We start from the raw sequence: 23,228 nt of genomic DNA, 5'->3' as shown, positions 1-23,228 counted from the left end.
CGATTAGATCCCAACCTGTTTGAGCGCACTTTGGAAGTTCGCCTCGCAAGCCGAGTACCGCTCGGTGACGGCCTGGGCATCGATCTTTGACAGGAAGTTGGCGAGGTGGGCGCGCTTGTCGCTTTCGCGGTTCCACACACCCGCCTCGACATAGGGGAAGCCGATGAATTCGAGCATCTCCCGCATGCGGTCGTCGACGGCGATCATGAGCGACGGCGTACCCGCCTGCATGCCGATGACGCAGCCATGGAACCGCCTGCCGATGCAGAGGTCTCTCGACGACGACCAGGCGCGCCACTGGTTGGTGTCGAAAAACACCATGAGCTCGTTCTCTCTCTGCCACTTCTCCTGATGCTTGTATTCGGTCTTGCCGGTGATGCGTCCGCTCGAGCGGTCGTAGACCGGGGCGTTGTCGTCAACGGGTAGCGTAAGATTATAGGCAACGACCTCGTCCTGGATGACGTAGCTTGCGACGCTATCGGGCTTCAGCAGCGCATGGGCATCGACGATCGTATCGGCGACGCTACCGAGATAACCGCCGAGCGCGAGCTTCTGGGCCGATGCCAGGTCCGCATTAGCAAGAGACGTCAGCGAGCGTCGCATCTCGTTCGGTGCGAAGAAGAGCGAAGGGCAGCCGGTCGGCTTGACGAACTTCATGCCCTCGGCCCTCAGGAACTCCGCGGTGAAATAGCCACGGGTGAGGAAGAAGCTCTCCTTCTGCTTCAACACCTCGAGGAACCGCAATGTGCCGGCCGGCAGGTTCTCCTTGAGCCCGTCCCGCTTCTGGATACCGATGCCCATCACCAGCACGGGCATCTTCAGTTTCTCGAAGACATCGGCTTCGAGATCGGCGGAGTATCCCGGGCGCAACAGGTTCGCCGAGGCGAACACGCACATGTCGAATTCCTTGTTCAGGGCATCATAGACATCGTTGGCGCCGCGGCTGTTGACCAGGTGCCAGAAGGGCACATAGGTCACGTCATGTCCGCGCAAGGCGTAAGCTGCGCCCTCGCCGATCAGGTAGTTACCGGTGTTGGCGATCTTTTTGACCTGATCGATCAGTTCCTTCTTGCTTCGGATATCGTCGAAGTAAGGCTTGTGAAGGACCGTCGCACCGGAAACACGCGAGACGGTACGCTGGAGATAAGAAGGGATTCCGGTGAGCAGGATACGCATCGATACACCTGATTAATCGGCTGGCCGACAGAGTTGACGAAGAGCAAGTGCGGGATGAGGAGATGTGTGTGGGGTCTTCCTCATCCCGCCCGAACATTGTGAAATCGATCGCATTCGTGCCTCGGGCAGAACGCACCCGAGGCGTCAGCGATTTATTGGCCGATGCCGATTTCGCGCAGCGCCGTGCGGAAATTGCGTTCGCGATCGGAGTAGCGGTCGACGAGTTCGGATGCGTTCAACCCGGCCAGATGGCTGGCGACGAATTCCGCGCGGTTTTCGGCTTTTTCGAGTTCCTGCACCTCGACCGATGGCAGGCCGGTAAAGCCCAGCATTTCGCGCATCCGGTCGTCAACTGCCACCATCAGGCTCGGTACGCCCGCCTGCATGGCGATGATCGAGCCGTGGAACCGCCGGCCGAAGTTGAAGTCCATATGCGAGGCCCAGGCGCGCCACTGGTTGGTATCGAAGAAGGTGCGCACGTCGAACGGGACCTTTTGGCGCTCAGCGCCCGGAAAGGCGAGATCGCCGAGCATCTTTCCAGAGCAGGAGTCAAAAACTCTGCCATCGGCATCCGGCTCGACCTTCATGTCGAAGTGCAGGAACTCATCCTGGATAACATATTGCGGCTTGGCTCCCTCGGGGTTCAGCGCGATTGCATCGACGATGCAATCGTGATTGGCGCCGAGATAACCCGAAAAGATCGTCTTTGCCTGGCCGATCTTGACGCTCGGCAGCTTCTTCATCGACGCGCGCATGTTGTTCGGCGCGAAGTAGACCGAGGGGCAGCCAGTCGGTCGAACGTACTTGAAGCCCTGGTCCTTCAGGTAACCAGCCGTCTCATAGCCGCGGGTCAGGAAATAGTGTTCGCGGTCCTTGAGCACGTCGAGCAGACGCTTCGTTCCCTCCGGCAGGCCCGTTTCCAGATCCTTGCGGTTCTGATGGCCGATGCCGAGCATGACGATCGGCATCTTGAGCTTGCTCAGGACATCGGCTTCAGCATCCGCCGACAGCCCCTTGCGCAGGAGATTTGCGCAGGTGAAGACGCAGATGTCGAAGTTGTTGTTGAACTCGTCAAACCCGCTGCCGTTCTTGTGGCTGTTGTAGAGATGCCAGAACGGGATCTGCTTGGCATGCGGCGCGATCGCACGTAGAGCTCCCTCACCGATCAGATAGTTGCCGGTGTTGCTGATGTTGCGAAGCTCCTGAAGAAACTCGTCCTTGGATTCGGGCTGTTTCTGCCGTTCCGAATAGGAAACCGACAGGCCATTCGCGCCATTGGCGAGGCGCGTGTAATGGCCAGGAATGCCCGTCAGGAGGATTCTTGGACGCATGCGTAAGTCCCTTCTAGTTGAAAAGTCGCCCGGCGCGCTCAAACTGCTGCTGCAACGCCGGTATTAGATGTCTCACGCGCACGAATAACCTTGGCGCGCGAAAGAGATGAATTGTTCACGGAGCCGTCACACCAGCCAAGGAACTCCGCGAAAGAGTTTGGCCAGGCCCGGCGCGCCGCCGTTCTGAGGCAGCCTTCCATGATTGGGGCAAGCAGGTTGCGGTCACGGGCAACCTCGGTGATCGCCTTCACCATGTCTCGCACCACCTGCGGGTCGGAGGGGGCGTTGATCAGGATGCCGTCCTCACGATCAACGATGAGCTCGTCGACTGCGCCGACGGCGGTCGCGATTGGAACACAGCCGAGCTGCTGCGCTTCTGCGATCATCAAGGGCGCACCTTCCCAGCGCGACGGCATGACAAGCACATCGGCCCAGCCGAGCGCCTTGATCAGATCCCGGCTGGCAAAGACAGGCGGACGCACGTCGACGCCGAGCTCTTTCAGCCGGTCGGTCCAGGAGAAGCTGGCGTCAGCCAGGATCTCGCCGCCGATCGCCCGGGCGTCGAACGGCACACGTGCCGCGCGCAGCTCCGAAATCGTCGCGGCGAGCCGGTCGATGCCTTTCTGCTGGTCGAGGCGGCCCATGTAGAGAAGCCTCAACCGATCGTCCTTGCGTTCGATCCGCCGCACCTGCAGCACCTCCGCAAGCACCTTCGGCGGGACCGAGAAGCTTGCGCCGTTCGGAACCGCAAATATCTTTTCAAGCGGTACGCCGAAGCTGTGCAGATAGAACTTGAGCTGTTCCGAGCAGGTCAGGAAGGCGTCGTAGCAATGCTCGTGCGCGATCGCTGCGAAAGGCTGGCCGGCCGGGCGCTTGAACGGCGTGTTGTCGACGACATGCAGATAGCAGGCTGTGCGCGTACCTTCGGAACGCAGTCGGGCGATCAGCGGGTGCATCGCCATGACGTGGTTGTTGATGACCAGATCGAAGCCAGAAAGCTGGCCCTTCAATGCGCCCCAATCGACCTCATGATGTTCGGCGATGAAGTCGTGTCCCAGGAACGAGCCGGAGCCGCCCCAGGCCGGAATGCCCTGATCCCAGAAATGCACGTAATCGAAGCTCGCATCGAATTCATCGATCACGTCCATCCGGCTGGTGCCGAGCACGAACAGGTGCGTCTCATAGCCGGCGGCCCGCAGTTCGCGGGACGCAGCATAGATCACCTTCTCGGCGCCACCGAAGGAGGCGTTCGGCACGAGGAGTGCTGCCGTTTTCTTTCCGGCCTCGCTGTGTCCGAGCGGCAGCACCGGCGAACCGCCGATTTCCGTGCGCAAGGCTTTATGCAGATCGGAATAGGGCATGAGCCGCGGCGGGCGCCACGTCCAGCGGCGCCCGGCGGTGCGGCGCAGCGGGCTCGTGGCAATCGCGTTGACGCAGTTGATCATGACCTGTTGCGGCGTGATGAGCGTCCGGCGCGGCAGAGCCCTTGGGAACGGGAACCGCACATTGAGGACCGCCGACGTCGGCCAGACTTGCTGGCTGCCGATCGAGGCGAACCAGTCGAGCGCGTTGTTGCGGATGACATCGCGTAAAAGCGCCGTTGAAATGAAGATGAGATCCGGCTGGCCGAGATGCTCGGATCCGGCATCGAGGAACGTCGGCTCGATCTTGCGCTGCGTGGCGTCATTGCCGAGATGGACGAAGACAACATTCGCCTTCTCGCTCAGCCGCTCCAGGTGGCAAAGCACGTTCGGCAACATGCGCGAGCGCAAGAGCAAATCGATCGTCGCCCCGCTGCCAGCCATCACGAATGGCGGAAAGTGCACGTTGTCCGGCTCACCGGTATTTGCCCAGAAGGCCGGAATGATATCGTCGAGGCGCAGCCGCTTCGGCTGCTTGGTCGGGTCGGTGAAGAACGAGATCGCCGCGTCTTCTGTGCGCGCGAAGAGATAGCGCGGGCACTCCTCGTGCTCGAAGTCGACGAGCATCGGCCGCTGGAACAGGGCTCTGTGGCGCTTCCTGAGGAAGCTTACGGACGCCGAACGGTCGCGGTTGGCTTCCTTGAACCGGCTTTCCGCCCGCAGGCGGTATTCAAAGGTCGCCTCGTGGCAAGGCGTGCCGACGAAGCCGTGTTCCACGCAGGAAAGCCAGAATTCCCAGTCCTCGAAACCGTTCTGCCGGTCGTCGTTGAAACGAACTCCCTCCCGGAAGACATCGATGGAGATCATCGAGCCGGTATCGCAGATGTTGTCGGTGATGCAGTGAACCAGCCTGGAATAGTGGTTGCCGTAGTGCGCCCGCCAGCTCACCGAGAAGGTATCGATATTGGTGTAGACCCACCCGGCGCCGCTCTCACGCAGTTGGCTGTAAAGGGTTTCGATCGTGCCCGGCAGAACGCGATTGTCGGCGTCGAGAAAATAGACGGCCTTCGCTTCAGACAGGTTTTCAAGCACATAGTCGATGGCGCGATTGCGCGCGCCGCCCGGCCCCGCATTGCGGCCGAAGACCACGTGGATGTCCGGATGAGCCGCAGAAAACAACAGCAGTTGATCGAAGGTCTCGTGCCGTGGGTCACCATCGACCGAGACGACGATGGCGATCCGGCAATCCGAAAGCGCCGAAGCCAGTGCGGACTCGATTGCCTCGAGTGCCAACGCCGCGTGCCCGTAGAGCGGCATGGCAATCGCGATCAGATCGCGTGGATCGCTATTGCTGGACATGAGATGCACCACCCGACTGCTTTACCATCCGGAAGCCCGACACCTTGAGCCAGGAAAAATCGACGGAGTCGGTGACCGCGCGGCTGAGGATCACCAGATCCATGGGATGGCGCACCGGCTCGTCCAATTGGAAATTGATATTAATCGGCTGCTGGTTCGTGACCTCGCGCCAGCCGCTGAAAAAGGCCGAAGGCTTGACCGAGCCCTTGCGGGCGAGTTCGGCAACTTCCGAGCGCGCGTTCGAATTGGCTGGCGCGAGCAGGAAGCTGACGGCGGCAGGCGCCCCCTTCGGATGATCGACGATGGCACTTGCGGAGAACGATATGGTTCCGGGCTCGACCGCCCGACCGATGGCACCGGCCGACACGCCGCTCGGCAGCGGGTGGCAGACGACTGCGTGTTCGTGCTCGAGGTAGCGCACGGTCTGGAACTCCGGAACCACCGGCGTGACCGAAACGTCGACGATCTGGCTCAAGAGATCCACCGACAGCCGGTAATCCTCGATGAAGTGACCGTCGAGCAGAGCCGTTGGCGCAATCATGTTGGGCATGCGCGTTGGCTTGACGCCGGGAAGGCCCGTATAGATGCGGAACGCGAGCGGACGCAGATCGAGGTCGGCATGACGCGTTTCAGAGCGCGCGGTGTAGTGCTCGCTGGCAATGGGGTAGCCGAGCGAAAGACCGATGGTTTCCGAGCCCGTCGTCGACACCCTCACCCGCAACGTCCTCGCTCCGCCTCCGCATGTGCGCGGTAAGGCGAAGAAGTTCCAGGTAGGCACCAGCTGTGAAAATGGCACGGACCATTCGGCCACGCCTTCGCCGCTTTCGACATAACTCAGGACGACGACCAGTTCGCCACCGTCTCTCGGAACGGAATTGAAGTGTAGCGCGATGCCTGCCACGCCATGGCTGGACACCGGCAGGAGCTGCTCGACGAAAGCATTGGCAATCAGATGACCGATGCCTTCGTCCTTGGGGTCGACATAGGGATCGTGCGCAAAGACCTCGGTGACCGGCTCCCAGTTGCGCGCCTGGAAGGCGTCTTCGAGCGCACGATAATTCTCGAGCAGCGTTTCGCGCTCGCGGCGCAATAGCGCGAGCTCCGAAGTGATCGCACTCGAAAACCGCGCAAGACGCCCGACACCGCCGTCGACCAGCGCCTGAATGATTACGGCACTTTCTGCCGCCGTGTGTGCACTCAACCGCTTGACCGGGAAATCCGGTACGGTGCCAAGCGCACGCAAGGACACGAGCCGTTCCGCAAGATCCTCCTCACCCTCTTTTGAGAAGGCAAGCCCGATCAGCGGGAATACGTTTTCGAGAGTGGTTTGGGCCCGATCGCCCTTGGGAAGGAAATGAACCAGGTGCTCGATGCCGCTACCTTCGACACTCGCCCTGTCATGATCAGATGCCACCACCAGCTTTCGCTTCGTTTGCGAATACCTCACGCCAGAAGACATCAACTCTTGCACGCGCCACCTTCAATATGAACAAGTTCCCTCTGAAGTTGAATTCGCCGAAACGAAATACATCGGCGAATTCAAGCTCATACGAAAATCATATCAAGGTTATTTGCACTGCACAATAAGTGATATTTGTGTTTTTCGTGAAATAATACTTCGGATTTTGAAGTATTATGCAGATGAAACCAGTGAGATATTAGAGGTCTGGGAACTGTTTGTTGCCTTGTCTAACAACATCATCTGTCGCGCGATGCAATCCCCCAACCGGAACCGCTGTTCGATCGTTCGGCGGGCGGCTGCACGCATCTCGGTATACCGTTCCGGGTGACGCAACGCATCGGAAAGCGCGCCCGCGAGCGCGTCCGTATCAAAGAATGGCACAAGCAGGCCGTTGCGACCGGAACTCACGACTTCCTGCATGGGGGCGGTATCCGACCCGATGACAAGTGCGCCGCAGGCCATGGCCTCCAGCACCGACCAGGAAAGCACGAAGGGATAGGTCAGGTAGATATGCGCCGCCGAGATCTGGAAGAGCTGTCGCAACACGGGATGTGGCACGACGCCCGGAAACAGGAACCGGTCCGCCGGCACATCCAGGGACTGCAGCAGGTGATCCTTCCAGGAGCCTCCGCCCGGCGGCGGAGCGCCGTAGCTGACGCCATCGCCTCCGACGAACACGAAGAGCGCATTGGGATGTTCCCGCGCGACTTTCGCCGCCGCCGCAAGCGCCTGTGGAAAGCCGCGATATGGTTCGAGGTCGCGGGCCACGAAAGTGACGATCGGCGGATCGCCGGCTTTCAGCACCCGCCCATCCGGAAGCTTGAGGGAGGCCGATGCATCCGGACGGAAGACGCGCGTATCGACACCCTCATGGCAAACGGCGATGCGTCCGCGGTGCTCAGTCGGATAGAGGCTCCTTTGCCAATGGGTCGGACTGATGCCGCCATCCATTGCCTCCAGCGACAGCAGCTGCGCCATGTTTCGCAGACGCAGCCGCTTTCGCGTGTCCGAATCGGGTTGGTCGTCAGGGGCAAAACCGATGTCCGCCCCTTCAGCGCGATAGAAGAATTCGCAATAGCCGAGCGCTGGAACGTTCGGCAGCACGTCCTTGACGAACATCATGCTGCCCCAGCCCGTGTGTCCGACGATGACGTCGGGCACCTGGCCCTGCTTTGCCATCGCCTCGAAGGTCTCTGCGACCCGGTGACCTATGCGGACGTGATGGTCCGGGACGCCCAAATGCCTTGCCATTTGCGCATTGGCCTGCGGCCCCGGTTCCGCCCTGTGGCGGATGACCCGCGTGGACGGAATCCGCTGATCGACGGTTTCCGTCACGAGGGTTACTTCATTTCCCGTCTGCGCCAAATGGGCCGCGAGAGCGGCGAATTGGCAGAAGCCGCGCCGGTGTACAAATGCTACGTGCATGTTCCTAGCCTTTTACCGATGAAAGGACAGCGTTCGCGCCGCGGCTCAGATGCCGTAACGCGTCGCATTCCCCCAAACCAGCTCAAGCCGGTGCAGCGTTTGAAATGCGGTTTCGAGATTGCGCCGGTCCTGCTCGCCGTGGCTGAGCACCCGTTCATAGGCACCGGCAGCTTTCCTGAGCGAATCGCAGAGCTGCCTGCCCTTTTCCGAAAGCCGAATGCGAGCCGAGCGCCGGTCGCGCTGCGATGCAGCCCGGTCGATATATTCCCCATCGCCCAGTTGCTTCAGATAGTAGGACACGTTTGAACCGACATAGTGGCCGCGATCCAAAAGCTCAGCCACGGACACCTCTGCATCGCCGATCGCGAGCAAGACCATGGCTTGCGCCGGGCCAATGTCGTCGACGCCAAGCTTTGTCAATTCGGCGCGCAACAGGCCGGTAAACCGCCTGCTTGCTCGCTCCATCATCCGCGCCAGTTCGAAATACGAGACCACGGAGGCTTCGCTCTCCTGGCCAATATCTTCGTGTTCAGCGGCACTACCAACTGCGTCATCCCCGGGGCGGATGGCAACAGCGCCGCCGAAATCTGCGAACGGATAGAGAATCTTTTGATTCATCCCTCTCTCCAACTAAGCATTACTACGATATTCAAAAATTACTTCAAATTTTGAAGCAATTTTTCGCCCCCTTTACTCCCCCCGAATATGATTATCTTGAGCATCCCACCATTATTGTGTCACACTTATCACGGCAACACTGTGATTTAAGTGATAACAAACAAAATAGCTTCCTCAAGACCCCAACGAACTTATCCAGAAATTCGCCACGCGTGACAGCAAACGAGGCAATATGATTAGCAAGAACCAAATTGGGCCAAAGACGGCGCAAAATGGAGCAAACGATCCACGGCTGCTTATTTTGAAGGCGCGCCGCGTGTTCGTTTTGGCACTTATTTATGCAGCGCTGCTGAGCGCTTGCATCGGCATCTTGCAGCTCTCCACGCCGCTTTACATGATGCAGGTCCACGACCGCGTCCTGAACAGCCAGAGCATGGACACGCTTACCATGCTGACGATTCTGGTGATCGGGGCGCTCATTATCTATGGCGTGCTCGAATATATCCGGGCGCTGACGTTCCAGGCAATGGGAAGCGCGGTCGTGCGTTGGCTGAACCTGCCAGTGTTGACCGCGGCAGTGCAGGCGGCGGCCGATCAAGGGCTGACCCGCGCGACCCAGTCGCTACGAGACCTGGCTGAGTTGCGCAGCTTTCTCACGACCTCCGCCGTCAGTGCACCGCTCGATGCCGCCTGGTCGCCGATCTTCCTCGGCGTGCTCTTTGCGCTGCACCCGATGTTCGGCCTTCTTGGCGCCATTTCCATTGCCCTGCTCGTGTGTTGTGGATTGCTGACTGATTTGCTGACTCGCCGGCTGATGAAAGAGGCTAATCAAGCCAATATCGAGGCCGTCTCGAAAATTGGTGCGAGCTTGCGCCACGCCGAGGCGATTGAGGCAATGGGAATGCTCCCGGCTCTCGCCCGCCGCTGGCGCGCGGCGCAACTGCATGCGCTGGATGCGCTCGAAGTCAGCGGCAGCCGAAGCAAGGCGATGGCCTCCATCACCCGCTCGATACGCTTCATGATCCAGGCGGCAGCGCTGGCGACGGGCTCTATCCTCGTGATGAAGCAGGAGATCTCGCCCGGCGCGATGATGGCGACGACCATTCTGGTCGGACGCCTTCTCGCCCCATTTGATTCGATGATCGAAAACTGGCGCCAATGGGTACTGGCCATCGCCAGTTGGCGACGGATCGAGGCGGCACTCAAGGAAGATCTCGCCGTACGCCAGACGATGCCGCAGCCGCGCACGCAAGGCGATCTCGTCGTCGACAAGCTGGTCTATGCCGCCCCCGGTCTCGATGTGCCGATCATCAAGGGCATCGGATTTTCGCTTTCGCCGGGCGAGGTGCTCGGCATCGTCGGGCCGTCGGCTGCGGGAAAGTCGACGCTTGCCCGCCTCCTTGTCGGCATTTTGAAGCCGACCACGGGCGGCGTTTTCCTCGACGGCAACAACGTTTATCTCTGGGAGCGCGCTTCGTTCGGGCAGATGACCGGCTACCTGCCGCAATCGGTCTCGCTGCTCGAGGGTACCATCCGCGATAACATTTCGCGCATGGAGGAAGGTGAGCCTCAAAAGGTGCTCGACGCCGCCCGCCTTGCCGACGTGCACGACATGATCGGCCGGCTGCCACTCGGCTACGATACGCCGGTCGGTGATGGCCATTTGACGCTTTCCGGTGGCCAGCGGCAACGCATCGCACTTGCCCGCTGCCTCTATGACCGCCCCCGTCTGATCGTTCTCGACGAGCCGAACGCCAACCTCGACGCGATCGGCGAGCGAGCATTGATCCGTGCGATCGAGCGCGCCCGCAATGACGGCGCGATCGTCATCATGATCGCCCACCGGCCAACCATCATGCAGGCGGCAGACAAGCTGCTCGTCCTCGAAAACGGCCGAATCACCCAGTTCGGACCGCGCACCGACGTGGTCGCATCCATGACCCCGGGCGAACCGAGACGGGAAGGCGTTTCCGCATGACAAAGAAACCCAATCTACCGATCGCGCGCGATGCAAAGAACGCGGTGACAACGCGTGGCGGGGAGAACCTGCCTGCCATCGTCGACCGGCCTCATCCGCTGCATGGGCTGGATGTCGATGCCGAAGTCAGCGCCTCCGCTCCCCTGCGTGGCGTGGTCCTTGCCGGTCTCACGACCATCCTCGTCGCCTTTGGCGGCTTTTTCGGCTGGGCCTTCTCGACGGAGCTCAGCAGCGCCTCGGTCGCAAGCGGCACGATCGTGGTCGATTCGAAACGCAAGACCGTCAGCCACTTCGAGGGCGGCATTCTCAAGCGCCTGCTCGTCCAGGAGGGGGATCGTGTTGCGGCCGGGCAACCACTCGTCAAGCTCGAGGATACCCGCGCCCGCTCCGACCTGCAGGCGCTGCAAAGCCGTCGCCTCGGTCTGATCGCGAAGCTTGCCCGCCTGAGGGCGGAACAGTCGGATTCACAAGAAATCACGTTCCCCGATGATCTGAAGGGCGCACCGGATCCGGCAGCCGATGATGCGGTGAAAGCCGAAACGAACTTTTTCGAGCGCCGGCGCGAAGCAAAAGCCGGTCGCCTTGATGTTCAGGGCAAGACCATCGAGGAATTTTCGGAGAAAGCCAAATCGCTCACCGAGCAGATCCGCGCGACCGATCGGCAGATTGAACTCATTACCGAGCAGCGGACTGCGATCGCCACTCTCGTCGCGAAGGAGTTCGCCCAGCGCTCGAAGCTTATCGAGATCGATGCCAAGCTGAGCGAACTGGCGGCAACCCGTGGCGAGCTCGCCGGTAATAAGGCCCAGGCCGAAAAGGCGGAAGCCGGAGCAGAACTCGGGTTGACCGGTATCGAGAATGAGTTCCAATCCGAGATTGCCGGCGAAATCACCACGGCCCGCCTTGAGCTTTCCGATGTCGAAGAACGATTGGTGTCCGCCAAAGACATCCTGACCCGCCTCGACATCCGCTCACCACAGGCCGGCACCGTCACCAACATTCAGTTGCGCACGGCAGGCAGCGCCGTCTCGGCGGGGCAACCGCTTCTCGATATCGTGCCCGAAGACGAGCCGCTGCTCGTAGAAATGCATGTCGGCACCCGTGACATCGACAGCATCGAAATCGGCTCAAAGACGCAGATCAGGCTGACGGCCTACAACCAACGCACGCATCTGCCTCTTGACGGCGAGATCAACTATGTGGCGGCCGACCAGTCGGTCGATGAGAAATCGAATGTCTCCTACTACGTGGCGCGTGCCCGCATCGCGGCTTCGTCGCTCAGTGCCAACCCCGACATTCGGCTCTATCCCGGCATGCCTGCCGAGGTCCTGATCGTCCACAAGCCACGCTCGGCGATTGACTACATGGTCTCGCCGATTGCGGATAGCCTGAACCGTGCCTTCCGCGAAGACTGAACTAGAACTTAACCACTATACGAAGCCGGCGAAATTCAATTTCGCCGGCAATTTATTTCTAAATTTGAATTGAATTCCAAGTAATAACGAAGATACTTACCCCTTATATCCCAGGGATAATCATCAAAACGACACACAATATACATCTGAGGTAGCAGGAAACAGCACAGTACATCTGTATTTATTTTGTCTTTGCTGTTGCCATATGTTTTTTTGCAGTGCAATGTCGCGGCGCTCATCCAAGGTTTGAGGCCAGAGATGGGCGTAAGCAACAACTCAGAGGAGTAGCATATGGCCACGTTGGAAGGCGGCGCGTATGATGACGCCCTTTTTGGCTCACGCTTCGACGACTTCATCCATGCACGCAGCGGCGATGACTTCGTGAACGGAGGCAATGGCGACGACACCATCTTCGGTGACGAAGGTGATGATCTGCTGTTCGGCGGCAACGGAAACGATGCCCTGTTTGGCGGCTGGGGCGACGACCTCATCCATGGCGACAACGGGAACGACGTCCTGTTCGGCGGCCAGGGTGATGACGTGCTCAACGGCGACAATGGGAACGACATTCTCCTTGGCGGCGGCGGCAGTGACTTGCTGTTCGGCGGCAGGGGTAACGACGTATTGTTCGGCGGCGCCGACAACGACGTTATCAACGGCGGCCAAGGCGACGACGTCTTGAGCGGCGGCGAAGGCAGCGATGTGTTCGTCTTTGACGGCGGTGGCGGTAACGACGTCATCCTCGACTTCACGCCCGGCGAAGACCTGCTGCAGGTTTCGAAGGACATCAACGGCCTCGACATCTCTTCTCCGGAAGATCTGGCATCGCGCGTCACCCAGGTTGGCGGCAACGTCGTGATCGACTTCGGCCATGGCGACACGCTGACGCTTGTCAATGCCGATGCCGACGACATCCAGGCAAACCCGAACCACTACTTCACGATCCATTGAGATTGACCGGCGCGCCCCACTTCCTCCCGGTGGGGCGCCCTCCCTTTTCGTCCTTCAGGAGTAGCGCGTGACGGCAGACGACCGTATCAGAAGCCTCAGCCACGAGTTCGCAACTGCTGTGGCATTCAGGCTCAGCCTTGATGTTGCTGTGCTGATCTGGGACGCCCCCGCAGACCTGCCGGCGAAAACCAAATACGCGCTTTCTGCATCGCGATCCCTCGTTCCTCTTGTCAGCATGACCCTCCCGCGCGCCGACGGCGGGCAACGCGTCTTCTGGGCAATGCGGCCCGGAAACGAGCGCGAGCTTGCGGAAATCGCTGTCGATCACGATGTCCTTCAGACCGTCGTCCTCGAACCGACTGGCCGGCTTCCGTTCATCGATATGGCGGCGCAGTTCGCCAGCCTCGCGCCCGAGGGGCGCTTCAAGTTTCTCAACACCCTGCTCACCGTTTGGCGGAGCGCATTCCGGCTTTCTCGCGACGAGTTTTTTACCGGTCTGGTCGACGACGCGATCCATGCCCTGAACCTTGGCCAGCGCCCCGCGACGATCGCCTGCCGGCTTGCCCATGGCCGATACCTTGCGGAAACGACCGTCAGCGCCGAGTTTGGCGAGATCAGTGCAATCTATGCGCTGAGCGCCGACGCGGTCCTGCCGTTGCCGCAGCAGTTCGCAATCACCGGTCGGGCGGAGCGCGGCTGGCGCCGTTGCCACTTCGTGCTCGAAACGCCACGGGCGCCGCAGGCGCTCTCTCTCATGATCATGGGCAAGCGTGGCGTTGCCATCCGCGAGGTCGCCCATCGCGGCTCGCGCTACCAGAACATCCAGGAATGGTGGCCCGAACACGGCGCCGCGCTGGGCCTCAGGGAGTTCGTCGTTCGTTGCCTCTCTGCGATCCCTGAAAGCGGGACGGCGCTCGCAACCGACCTGCAGCTTCGTTCGCCCTTGCCGGCACGCCAGGCCGGAAAATCCCCCCTCCACCCCGGTGCAGAGATCGATCTGGCGCTCGCGCTACCCGACGGGCTGCTGGTCGGCGGTTGGACCCGTGACCCGTCCGGCGTGCTCTCGGGGATCGACTATCTTCAGGAAGACGGCACTGCCCTGCCGCTTGACGGCAACTGGTATGAATTCCCCGGCTGGGCCCGTGGAGCGGAAGAAGGCTCGAAGACTGATGTGACAGGCTTCGTCAGCTGGTTGCCGATGCGCGAACCGCTCGGCGCCCTACTTCAGCCCCGTTTCCAGATGCGGCTTGCCTCCGGCGCCGTCAAACCGCTCGTGCCGAAGCCGCAGCCCTTCGATCCCGCGACACAACGCAACCGCATCCTGCGGGCCGTTCCGCCACAGCATGCCATCGATGCGGCGTTCCGCACGATCCTCGCGCCAGCGCTTAAGGACGTGGAGCAAAGACTGGGAAAGACGATCAGGGTCGATCAGACGAAGGACTTCGGTCCTATGCTGGAGGCGCCTCTGGTCTCGATCGTCGTGCCACTCTACCGCGTTCTCGACTTCCTGCGCTTTCAGCTCTCAGGCCTCGCCACCGACCCCTTTGTCGCCGCCAATGCCGAGATCATCTATGTGCTGGATTCCCCTGAAATCCACGACGAGACTGAGCACCTGCTCGGCGGCTTTCACCTGCTGCATGGGCTTTCGATGAAGCTCGTGGTGATGAACCGCAATGGTGGCTATGCCCGTGCATGCAATGCAGGCGCACGCTATGCCCGCGGTTCCGTCGTCGTCATGCTCAACTCGGATGTCGTGCCCTGCGGGCCGGGGTGGCTGGAGACGCTTGCACTCCCGGTGCTCCGAGAGAAGTCGCTCGGCGCGATCGGCCCGAAGCTTCTCTTTGAGGACGGTTCGCTGCAGCACGCGGGTCTCTACTTTGCCCGCAACAAGCAGGACATCTGGCTGAACCATCATTTCTACAAGGGCATGCCCGGTGCCTACGCGCCCGCGCAAAAGACGCGCGTCGTGCCTGGGGTCACCGGTGCCTGCCAGGTCATGCGCCGGGAGGTCTGGGAACTCGTCGGCGGCTATGCCGAGGACTTCGTGATCGGCGACTACGAAGACAGCGATCTCTGCCTCAAGATCCGGCGGGCCGGCTTCGACATCGTCTATGAGCCGGCTGCCTGCCTTTACCATCTGGAGCGGCGGTCGATCAGCCGCAGCCAGGATTACACGCGCGGTGTTGCGAGCCAGTACAATGCATGGCTGCACACCGAACGCTGGAACGACGACATCAGCGCGCTGATGCCAGCCTACCTCGGCGCCGAAGAGGCGGCAGCGCCGAGCGGTCACAAGACTGCCGCCAGGAGCGCCGCATGAACCAACCCGCACTTCGCCACGCAGATAGCCTGCAAACGGCCTGGCAGCCGAACGAGGACCGCATCGACGGGATGCTTCAAACGGTTCTCAGCAATCGTTTCCTGCCACAGCCCGACAGCAACAGCGTGTTCGTCGGAGACGGTAACTACCGGGCGGTTGGCGCCGAGTTTCTCGGCCATTTCATCCGCATGGGTGGATTGCAGCCGGAAAGCAGCGTGCTCGACATCGGTAGCGGTATCGGCCGAATGGCAGTTCCGCTCACACAGTATCTCGACGCCGATCACGCCCGCTACGTCGGCGTCGATCCCGTGGAAGGCGGTGTCGCCTGGTGCCGCAAGTCCGTCACGCCGGTCTACCCAAACTTCACTTTCGAGCATGTTGACATTGCCCACGAGCTCTACAATCCCATGGGCAAGATCAACGGCAAAGCGCTGAAGCTCCCCTATCCGGATCGAACCTTTGATTTCGCGATCATGACGTCGATCGTCACCCATCTCCCGCCAGACGAGGTGCTTGTCTATTTCAGCGAAATCAGCCGAATGCTGAAGCCCGGTGGCCGGCTTTTCGTGACGGCGTTCGTGGTCGATCGCGTGGCCGCAAAAAATGAAAACGGCAGGCGGGATCCGCGCCTTGGCTTCAATCGCAGCGGCGATGGTCCCTGCTGGTTCGTGCCGGGCCTACCGCCGCTTGCCGCTGTCGGTTTCGATGACGGCTTTCTCGATCGGGCGCTCGAACGGGCGGGGCTTTCAACCATCCTGAAATCACTCGGCCATTGGCGCGGGCAGGATGCCGGCCACTACCAGGATGTCTTCGTTGCCGAACGCCGGGGTGCAAACGGATGAAGAAGCGCATTCTGGTCGCCGCGCACAATCATCCGGCGCTCCATCCGGGCGGTACGGAGATTTTCGCGCACGACCTCTTCCGCGCCTATCAACGCGCCGGCCATGAAGTACTCTTCCTCGGCGCTACCAACCAGACCCATAGGCAGGTGCGCCCAGGCACGAGCTTCCAGGCGATTGGCTCTGAGGGCGACGAGGTGCTGTTGTGGTCCGGTCATTTCGATCGCTTCTTCATGAGCCAGATCGACCTCTATGGCGTTGTGCCTGATCTGACCGAGCTTTTGCGAGATTTCCAGCCGGACGTGGTCCACATTCACCACCTGCTGCTGCTCGGCGCCGAGTTTCCGCACATCGTGCGCCGGACCTTGCCCGAATGTCGCATCGTCATGACGCTGCATGACTACTATCCGCTTTGCCACCATGACGGACTGATGGTGCGAACCAGCGGCAAGGAGCTTTGCCACAAGTCAACGCCCGACCGCTGCCACGCCTGCTTCAAGGATATCCCGCTCGACCGCTTCGTGCTTCGCGAGCAGCATCTTAAAGCCCTGTTGCGCACGGTGGACCGTTTCGTATCGCCGAGCCAGTTCCTGAGGCAGCGATACATCGACTGGGGCCTCGACGGGGAACAGATCGATGTCATCGCGAATGGCTTGCCACGGCGGGACCTTCCGACGCGGAAGGATCGACAGGAAAACGACCGGCCGATCTTTGGTTATTTCGGCAACCTCAATCCCTGGAAGGGCGCCACCGTCCTGCTTGAGGCCGCGCGGCAACTGATCGACGAGGGCCTGCGCTTCGAGCTCAGGGTGCACGGCGCCGCACCGTTCCAGAGCGATGGTTTCAAGGACGAGATCGCCCGCCTGTTCAGGAAGACGGCCCCCACCGTCCAGCAGCGCGGCGCCTACCGGCGCGACGACATTGCCGACCTCATCGCTGCGGTCGATTGCACCATCGTGCCGTCGATCTGGTGGGAGAATGCGCCACTCGTCATTGGCGAAGCGCAATCCCAGCGCAAACCCGTGATCGCGAGCAACATCGGCGGCATGGCCGAAATGGTTCAGGACGGCGTGAGCGGCCTGACCGTTACGCCCAACGACCCGCGGGCGCTTGCCGCCGCCATGCGCCGCATCGCGGAAAACCCGGATCTCAGGCGGCGCCTTTCGGCGAACGCCCGCAAACCCGATGATATCGACGCCACTGCCCGCCGCTATCTCACGCTCATCGATAAGATAGAGCCGGCACGAACCGCCGCGGCCTAGAGGAATGACCATGTCTGTAGCAGCCGACAAACCGGATGTCGCACCGGAACAAAACAATGCAAAGCCCTTGAAGGGCCGGGTGGACGCGATCGACCAGGGCCGCGTTTTCGGTTGGGCATTCGATCCTGAGACGCCAGAGAAACGGCTCGCCATTCGCGTGCTGCTCGATGGCAAGGTGATCGCCGAAGCTCTGGCTGACCGCAACCGATCCGATCTCAAGCGCAACGGGATCGGCGATGGCAACCATGCCTTCGAGATAGTCCTGCCTGACACGGCAAGCGCCCGCGCGGCCGAACTGGTTGTCATGGCCTCGACGGAAAAAGGCGGCGAGCTGCCGCTTCGCGTTCCCAAACCCGACGAACAGGCGGCCGAAGCCCTGATCGCCGCTCCGTTGGCAAAAGTGCTCGACAAGCTTGATGTGCTGATGGCGGCACAACGTCAACTCCAGGTCTCTCAGCGATCGGCCATCCGCCAGAAGCTCGACGACGGCGAGGAAGGCGAAGCGGCCGGACTTGCTGCTGTCAGCGACGACGTCGCAAGTCTGCGGACAGAAATCACCCAACGATTGACCGATCTCGATGTGCACCTGATGCGTCTCGATGGAGTTGTGGCGGGCATGGAAAAGAGCCTCAATGCCTTGAAGCAACGCTCGAACGGAGACTTGAAGCCGGCATTTCTGCTTCTCTTTGTGCTTGCGGGCTTCACCGCAGGTGCGATCCTGACGCTTCTCCTGCGGACCTAAGGGGGCGCATCATGCCCAATCAGGAGCTTTCCCTTTCGCCGAACCCTGCACCGCTTGCCCGGATCATGCGCAGCGGACGGGTCGTGGTGTGCCCGATCGACGAGGCGCTGCTGCTGGTGATTGGGGCTGGCGGCCCGTTGGCCGATCAGTTGCCTGTCGAGATCGATGAAGACCCCGATACCCAGGCGATCGGCTCCATCATCGGTTGGCGGCTTTCCACGCCACAGGCATCCGCCACCCATGGTTTCGCCGCGCTCGTCCCTGTCGACCGCACGCGTGGCATGCCGGCAACGCTGCGCTTCGGAAAGGAAGGCGGCGGCAAACGCTACGTCGTTGCGCCCCGTGCCGTGTCGACAGGTGATGTCGCCGCCATGCTGAAGGAGCTCGCCGGCCCGCAGGTCGTTCACGTGCTTGGCCGCCTGGTGGACGTGTTGATGAAGCCGCCGCTCGATCCGCGGAAGCTCACGGCGATCACAGCCTTGCTTAAGGCGGGAACCGTGAAGGACGGCTACATAGAACTGCTTGGCGAAAGTCACGATGATGCGATTGCACTCAAGGGCTGGGCGAATGACATTGCCGCGGGCGTTAGCCGCGCCATCATCAGGGCCGAAAACGCATCGGTCGCCGAGTGCAGCATCGCGGTTTTCCCGCGCAACGACGCACCGGAAGACGCGGTCGGCTTTCTGGGCCTCCTGTCTGCGGATGATCTTCCGCGGGCGCGTGACATCCAGGGCATTTTCTATCGTGGGCGTGGCGCCTGGCGCTATGCGCCGGTCCACGAGCGCAAGTTCGTTGCGGGCCCCATAGAAACGCCGGGTCATCTTCGCGCGATGCTTCTCCAAAGCCAGAGCTCGCCGCAGGTGCTGTTGCGCCTGCGCGAGGCGGCCAACGGCTTTGACGGTACAGAAACGATCTCAAGCCTCCCCGTTCCGGTCCGGCTCGGTGTCGACGCGCTCTACCAGGGCGATGAAGGCACTTTTCTGATCTCGGGCTGGATGCTCGATCCTGACGATCATGTGCAGAGCGTTCGGCTGCGTCGGGGGCGCGCCGGGGCGCGACTTGATGGTGCCTGGACCCGCACCGAGCGGCTCGACGTGGAAGAAGCCTTCGTGGACCGGCCGGAATTCAAGGGCGCAATATCCGGACATCGCCGTTCGCACGGTTTCATCGCTTTCGCGGATGGCCTCGTCGGCGATCCGGCGGCACCCCTTCACCTTGAAGTCACCCTTCGCGATTCTCGTCGCGCCTATATGCCGCTTCACCCGACACGGCTGTCGGCAAGGCATTCGGCGCTGCGGCTGCTGAACGCAATCGATCCGACCAGTTGGGCCTTGCCCGATATCGTCGATCGCCAGATTGTTCCGTTCATCACTGCGGCTCGCACTGATGCTCCGACCATCGAGACCGTCGTCGACATTGGCCGCTTCGGTGAGGCTGTGGGGGCGGCAATCCTTGTCGCCGCGGGGGAGGCCGAGGAGGATTTTGCTGCCCTGTTGGGACTTCTAGCGCTCGATCCACTTACGCGGAAGGCGCCGATCGTGCTCGTCCTGCAATCGGTACAGTTTCGCCGGCGCGCCGCCGGCATCCGGCGACTTGCGGAATTCTATCGCTTGCCGCTGCGCCTTTTGTCCGTCGAAGGTTCAGGCGATGCCAGCGACCTTGCGCGGACTGCGGCGCAGGCCATCGACAATGAAACCGTCATCCTGCTGTCTGCGTCCCTGACGCCCGCCAATCCCGGTTGGTACCAGACGCTTGTTGCGAACTATGAAACCAGGAGCGGAAGCATCATTTCGCCGACCCTTGCCTATGAGGATCATTCGATCCGTTGGGCCGGCAGTTCGTCGCTCGATCGCGCGGATCATCTGCAGTCGAGCCGGTATGCCGGTTATCCGGTCGGCGCTGTGAACCGCCTGAAGCTGACGCGGGTGGCGACCGCATCGCTCGAGTGCTGCATCATGCCTCGCAAGGCGCTTCTCGACGATACCGGCCCTTCGCCGGCTTATCTCGGTGCGTCTCTCAATGGGCTGGATCTTGCCTTGAGGCTGAGCCGCAGGGGCTACGAATCCTATTGGCTGCCCGCCTTGCAGATGCTCGGGTCGGATGAGGCGTCCGGTGCTGTCGCGGCAGCCACGGCCAGATACGTGGAGCGTGTCGATCAGACGCTGTTCCGCGGCCGCTGGATGCAGACTGTCGAGACAGACACCACGACCCACAATGAGGTTTCGGCATGAGTGAGAAACTCCGCGTGCTGGTCGTGTCGCACGGCCACCCGATCCATTCGCTGGGAGGCGCCGAGATCGCCTCTCATGGCTTGCACAGGGCATTGAACGGCCTGCCGGGTATTGAATCGATCTACCTTGCCCGCGTCGGCGATCCGGTGCCGCGCCACGCCGCGTCGGCGCTGATGAGCCTTCGCCTGGCGATGGACGAGGTGCTCTACCATGCCGAAGACTTTGATCATTTCTTCCTGTCCAACGGCGATACCGACGCGATCCGTCGCGACCTCTTGCGCTTTGTGGGAGACATCAAGCCCGACATCGTCCACTTCCACCATATCATCGGGTTCGGACTGGAAGCGCTCTATGCGGTGCGCGACGCTCTGCCGAAAGCGCGCATCGTCGTGACCTTCCACGAGTACCTGCCGATCTGTCACAACCACGGGCAAATGGTGAAGCGGCCCTCGGGCCAGCTTTGCAATGGCGCTTCGCCAATCAGTTGCCACACGTGTTTCCCCGAAATCCCGGTGTCGCGTTTCGTACGCCGCGAGCAGTTCGTGCGGGGCATGCTGAACCTTGCCGACGCCTTCATCGCCCCGAGCGCCTTTCTCGCCAACCGCTATGTCGAGTGGGGCATCGCTGCCGAGAAGATCTTCGTGATCGAAAACGGCATCGTCCTGGGTGAAATGACGCCCGCGCGTGAATTGCCTGCGCCGACGGCACGTCGCAATCGTTTTGCCTATTTCGGGCAGATGACCCCCTTCAAGGGCGTTCACGTGCTGATCGACGCGGTATCGCGCGTGCCGGAGGACATCTGGGGTGACGATTCCACGCTGATGATCTTCGGCGGCAACCTCGAGCGTCAGCCGACCGAGTATCAGGAACGCGTGGCGAAATTGATCGAAGACGCCGGCCGCCGCGTCCGCTTTTACGGCTCCTACCAGAACCAGGACATGCCGCGGCTGATGCGTTCCGTCGACTGGGTTGTGATGCCTTCTGTCTGGTGGGAAAACTCGCCTATCGTGATCCAGGAGGCGCTGCACCACGGACGGCCGATCATTTGCTCTGACATCGGCGGCATGGCCGAGAAGGTGCGCGACCGGCTGGATGGCTATCATTTCCGGACCGGCAGCGCACAGGACCTTGCGGATCGACTGATCGACGTGCTGAGCACGCCAAGGTCATGGGACAACCTCAGGGCAACACTCAGGCGCCCGATGAGCCATGTCGACTGCGGCCGCGAACACGTCGCGCTCTACCGGAAACTGAAGGAGGAGCAGCCGGCTCACCCGAGCGTCGCTGTGGCCTGAACCGAAAAGCGCTCTGTCTCCGTCACTCACCTCGCATATGCAAGCGACCGACTTCCCGACCCGACGGACATTCCATTATCGGGCAATGGAATGTCCTGGGTTTTTAAAGGTCAACTTGAACGGTGGAACCGGCGCAAAGCACCGGTTGGAATCAATCGTCGTTCGGTGCCCACCATCTATGGAAGTGATGAACCGGTCCCCGCCCCTGCCCGATTTTGAGCGCTGCTGCGACAACAAGCGCCTCATGCAGATAGGTCTTGGCGGCGATAACCGCGTCTTGAAGCGGCTGCCGACGGGCAAGACCAGCGGCGATTGCGGCAGACAACGTGCAGCCGGTGCCATGATCGTTTGTCGTCTCAACCCGCGGGCGCGACAGGCGCAAGGAAGTGTCCCCGTTAAAGAGGATATCAGCCGCTTCGTCACCGCCAGCATGCCCCCCTTTCATCAGCACGGCGCGCGCACCAAGCTTCAGGAGCATCTCCGCCTGCCGGGCCATTTCCGTCTCGTTCTCGGCAATTGCGCGGCCCGTCAACAGCGCCGCTTCGGGCAGGTTGGGCGTTACGATAAGGCCAAGGGGCAGCAATTCCTCCTTGAGGGTCGCGATCGAATCCGGACGCAACAAAATGTCACCTGAAGTGGCGACCATCACCGGATCGATGACTGCCAAATGCCCGTATCGCTTCAGACCGGACGCGATAGTGCCAATGGTCTCCTGGCGCGACACCATACCAATTTTCACCGCGCCAACCGCGAGATCCGAAAACACGGCATCGATCTGAGCTGTGACGACGGCGGGCGTGATATCCTCGACGGCCGTGACGCCTCTGGTGTTTTGCGCGGTGATGGCGGTAATCACGCTGGCACCATAGACGCCGAGCGCCGAAAACGTCTTCAGATCCGCCTGGATACCGGCACCGCCACCGGAATCTGAGCCTGCGATGGTAACGGCGATAGCGGTCATGCCTGGCTCCGCTGAAATGTAGAAGCGGAGCCAATGATCGCGAGTGCGCACTCAAGCCACCGGCTCAAACACGCGCAAACTGAGGCGGGTCTTCCGGGCAACCTGGAAGATAGATTGAGCCGATGGGTCGGTCGCCCAGCTCCCTGTAGTTCTACGTCGCTACATTCTGAACAGCGTATTGGCACCAACGATCTCCCGAAACCAAAATCACGGAGATCCGGATGAACGGCGAAGACGCGGGGGTGCCAGAGAGGCCCTTGCCGTTCCTACGCCGGTATGATCCGGATCAGGTTCAAGGGTCTGGCTCACCGCCATCTCAGCACCGTCAGATGCGCCCCTCGGCATCGGGGATGCTATGGGAGCGTGAGAGGGGATGTCAATTGATCAAATTAGGTGGATGCGACCAAGGTTGGTTCGATGCAGGTTGGAGACCTCGAATTACCGCTGATTTGGTGATCGGCGGCGCGGCCTGATGGCTGTTGGCGTCTTTCGCCTGCGATTT

Annotated in this window: 16 protein-coding genes and 1 riboswitch; of the genes, 9 read left to right on the top strand and 7 right to left on the bottom strand. The window is 61.2% G+C overall.

Annotation, left to right across the window (positions count from 1 at the left end; all coding sequences use genetic code 11):
* Positions 1-3: 3 nt before the first annotated feature.
* The 6 genes from AC3WWH_RS18020 to AC3WWH_RS17995 form a co-directional block, all read right to left on the bottom strand.
* Positions 4-1,176 carry a polysaccharide pyruvyl transferase family protein gene (locus tag AC3WWH_RS18020; protein ID WP_492377135.1) on the bottom strand — a complete coding sequence of 391 codons (1,173 nt, stop codon included), beginning with the start codon at positions 1,174-1,176 and terminating at the stop codon, positions 4-6.
* Positions 1,177-1,328: 152 nt separating this feature from the next.
* Positions 1,329-2,507, bottom strand: a complete 1,179-nt coding sequence (locus AC3WWH_RS18015) for a polysaccharide pyruvyl transferase family protein (protein WP_492377134.1) — start codon at positions 2,505-2,507, stop codon at positions 1,329-1,331.
* A gap of 38 nt (positions 2,508-2,545) precedes the next feature.
* Entirely contained in the window at positions 2,546-5,227 is a 2,682-nt protein-coding gene (locus AC3WWH_RS18010; protein ID WP_492377133.1) for a glycosyltransferase, read from the bottom strand.
* Positions 5,214-6,686: a DUF6212 domain-containing protein gene (locus tag AC3WWH_RS18005; protein ID WP_440636251.1), complete on the bottom strand. Its 1,473-nt coding sequence runs from the start codon at positions 6,684-6,686 to the stop codon at positions 5,214-5,216. The genes AC3WWH_RS18010 and AC3WWH_RS18005 overlap by 14 nt, the downstream gene beginning before the upstream one ends.
* 174 nt (positions 6,687-6,860) lie before the next feature.
* A complete protein-coding gene (locus AC3WWH_RS18000; protein WP_440636253.1) occupies positions 6,861-8,114 on the bottom strand; it encodes a glycosyltransferase family 4 protein in 1,254 nt (417 codons plus the stop codon).
* A 45-nt stretch (positions 8,115-8,159) separates the two neighbouring features.
* Positions 8,160-8,732 (bottom strand): MarR family transcriptional regulator, encoded by a 573-nt coding sequence (locus AC3WWH_RS17995; RefSeq protein WP_057249450.1) that lies wholly within the window; start codon positions 8,730-8,732, stop codon positions 8,160-8,162.
* A gap of 232 nt (positions 8,733-8,964) precedes the next feature.
* Here AC3WWH_RS17995 and AC3WWH_RS17990 point away from each other — a divergent pair, with 232 nt between their 5' ends.
* The 9 genes from AC3WWH_RS17990 (at position 8,965) to AC3WWH_RS17950 (ending at position 21,765) form a co-directional block, all read left to right on the top strand.
* The gene (locus AC3WWH_RS17990) at positions 8,965-10,710 is read left to right on the top strand and encodes a type I secretion system permease/ATPase (protein ID WP_110879224.1); all 1,746 of its coding nucleotides are present in this window, start codon (positions 8,965-8,967) and stop codon (positions 10,708-10,710) included.
* A complete protein-coding gene (locus AC3WWH_RS17985; RefSeq protein WP_492377132.1) occupies positions 10,707-12,125 on the top strand; it encodes an HlyD family type I secretion periplasmic adaptor subunit in 1,419 nt (472 codons plus the stop codon). The genes AC3WWH_RS17990 and AC3WWH_RS17985 overlap by 4 nt, the downstream gene beginning before the upstream one ends.
* Before the next feature lie 291 nt (positions 12,126-12,416).
* Positions 12,417-13,076 (top strand): calcium-binding protein, encoded by a 660-nt coding sequence (locus tag AC3WWH_RS17980; protein WP_057249444.1) that lies wholly within the window; start codon positions 12,417-12,419, stop codon positions 13,074-13,076.
* A gap of 67 nt (positions 13,077-13,143) precedes the next feature.
* Positions 13,144-15,396 (top strand): glycosyltransferase family 2 protein, encoded by a 2,253-nt coding sequence (locus tag AC3WWH_RS17975; RefSeq protein WP_492377131.1) that lies wholly within the window; start codon positions 13,144-13,146, stop codon positions 15,394-15,396.
* Positions 15,393-16,238 (top strand): class I SAM-dependent methyltransferase, encoded by an 846-nt coding sequence (locus AC3WWH_RS17970; RefSeq protein ID WP_492377130.1) that lies wholly within the window; start codon positions 15,393-15,395, stop codon positions 16,236-16,238. The genes AC3WWH_RS17975 and AC3WWH_RS17970 overlap by 4 nt, the downstream gene beginning before the upstream one ends.
* Positions 16,235-17,497, top strand: a complete 1,263-nt coding sequence (locus tag AC3WWH_RS17965; RefSeq protein ID WP_492377129.1) for a glycosyltransferase family 4 protein — start codon at positions 16,235-16,237, stop codon at positions 17,495-17,497. The genes AC3WWH_RS17970 and AC3WWH_RS17965 overlap by 4 nt, the downstream gene beginning before the upstream one ends.
* 10 nt (positions 17,498-17,507) lie before the next feature.
* Positions 17,508-18,239 carry a hypothetical protein gene (locus AC3WWH_RS17960; RefSeq protein WP_492377128.1) on the top strand — a complete coding sequence of 244 codons (732 nt, stop codon included), beginning with the start codon at positions 17,508-17,510 and terminating at the stop codon, positions 18,237-18,239.
* An 11-nt stretch (positions 18,240-18,250) separates the two neighbouring features.
* On the top strand, positions 18,251-20,470 hold the full coding sequence (locus tag AC3WWH_RS17955) for a hypothetical protein (protein ID WP_492377127.1): 2,220 nt from the start codon (positions 18,251-18,253) through the stop codon (positions 20,468-20,470).
* A complete protein-coding gene (locus AC3WWH_RS17950) occupies positions 20,467-21,765 on the top strand; it encodes a glycosyltransferase family 4 protein (protein ID WP_492377126.1) in 1,299 nt (432 codons plus the stop codon). Before AC3WWH_RS17955 ends, AC3WWH_RS17950 begins: the two co-directional genes overlap by 4 nt.
* A 151-nt stretch (positions 21,766-21,916) precedes the next feature.
* Here the strand turns inward: AC3WWH_RS17950 and thiD are convergent, their stop codons facing one another.
* The gene (thiD, locus tag AC3WWH_RS17945; RefSeq protein WP_492377125.1) at positions 21,917-22,726 is read right to left on the bottom strand and encodes a bifunctional hydroxymethylpyrimidine kinase/phosphomethylpyrimidine kinase; all 810 of its coding nucleotides are present in this window, start codon (positions 22,724-22,726) and stop codon (positions 21,917-21,919) included.
* Between the two features lie 246 nt (positions 22,727-22,972).
* A riboswitch (TPP riboswitch) is annotated at positions 22,973-23,075 on the bottom strand.
* Positions 23,076-23,228 lie beyond the last annotated feature (153 nt).

The sequence above is a fragment of the Ensifer sp. EB106-03-01-XG145 genome (assembly GCF_058792075.1).
Note: the sequence above shows the minus strand (reverse complement) of the source record. Positions and strands in the feature narration are given on the sequence as shown.